This window comes from Siphonobacter sp. BAB-5405 (assembly GCF_002872335.1).
GTDB lineage: Bacteria > Bacteroidota > Bacteroidia > Cytophagales > Spirosomataceae > Siphonobacter.
Map to the genome: position 1 here is coordinate 1 of NZ_NJAG01000218.1, position 1,711 is coordinate 1,711.

Consider the following 1,711-nt stretch of genomic DNA (forward strand, 5'->3'; position numbering starts at 1 on the left):
CGTCAGAGCATTGGCATCGTGGAAGACGTTACCACTTAAGCTAACGACAGGCGTCGTAAAGGGTACCATCACCGTGCTCGTGTTACTCTTGCTCCGCCGTTATCCGTTACATAGAACGGTACCTGTACCGTTACTTGACCATCTTTCGGATCAGCCAATACGGTTAGATTCGTCACCGGAACCGTTACCGTTCCCGGCCATACCTGCTGTCCACTTCCCGGCGTTTGTCCCGCTGGCACGTACGTCGTCGTACCAATCGTCACGGTCGTCGTGTTGGCAGGGAACTGCGTGAAGGTGATCGTCTGAGGCGTACCATCCACGTCTGAGAAGGTAAACTCATTCGAAAGATTCACCGTCGTCGTTCCACCCGGATTCACCCGCGAAGGCAGGGTCTTGTCCGAGGTCACCGGCGGTTGCTGCACGCCGAAGTTGGCATTGGTCACGTTCGTGGTAGCAACCGTGATGTTCGGCAGGATACCGTTTACCGTGCCGTCACTACCCGCATTGGCTCCCAAATGCTCACCCGTGTTGATCCAGCCACTCGGCAGAGCCGGAGTCGTCGAACCCGTCGAAGTCTGATGCAGTACCACGCTATAAGTTGCGGGAGTTACCGTACCGAAATCGTAAGCTCCGTTTGAACCCACCGCTACCGTCTTCACCGCCTGACCATTAGCATCTACCAGTGTCGCATACAGTCCCGTCGGGATTGCCAGTTGCGAAGTCGAGTTAACGGTGGTGTCCGTCAGAGCGTTGGCATCGTGGAAGACGTTACCACTTAAGCTAACGACAGGCGTCGTAAAGGGTACCATCACCGTGCTCGTGTTACTCTTGGCTCCGCCGTTATCCGTTACATAGAACGGTACCTGTACCGTTACTTGACCATCTTTCGGATCAGCCAATACGGTTAGATTCGTCACCGGAACCGTTACCGTTCCCGGCCATACCTGCTGTCCACTTCCCGGCGTTTGTCCCGCTGGCACGTACGTTGTTCCGTTAATCGTCACGGTCGTCGTGTTGGCAGGGAACTGCGTGAAGGTGATCGTCTGAGGCGTACCGTCTACGTCCGAGAAGGTAAACTCATTCGAAAGATTCACCGTCGTCGTTCCACCCGGATTCACCCGCGAAGGCAGGGTCTTGTCCGAGGTCATCGGTGGTTGCTGCACCCCAAAGTTGGCGTTGGTGACGTTCGTGGTAGCAACCGTGATGTTCGGCAGGATACCGTTCACCGTTCCATCACTACCCGCATTGGCTCCCAAATGCTCACCCGTGTTGATCCAGCCACTCGGCAGAGCCGGAGTCGTCGAACCCGTCGACGTCTGATGCAGTACCACGCTATAAGTTGCGGGAGTTACCGTACCGAAATCGTAAGCTCCGTTTGAACCCACCGCTACCGTCTTCACCGCCTGACCGTTCGCATCGACGAGCGTCGCGTAAAGTCCCGTCGGGATCGCCAGTTGCGAAGTCGAGTTAACGGTAGTATCCGTCAGAGCATTGGCATCGTGGAAGACGTTACCACTTAAGCTAACGACAGGCGTCGTAAAGGGTACCATCACCGTGCTCGTGTTACTCTTGGCTCCGCCGTTATCCGTTACATAGAACGGTACCTGTACCGTTACTTGACCATCTTTCGGATCAGCCAATACGGTTAGATTCGTCACCGGAACCGTTACCGTTCCCGGCCATACCTGCTGTCCACTTCCCGGCGTTTGTC

At 55.6% G+C, this 1,711-nt stretch carries 1 protein-coding gene; it reads right to left on the reverse strand.

Annotated features, from left to right (window positions below):
- Positions 1–68: 68 nt before the first annotated feature.
- On the reverse strand, positions 69–1,711 hold a 1,643-nt coding region (locus BWI97_RS27975), incomplete at its 5' end, for a hypothetical protein (protein ID WP_199182147.1).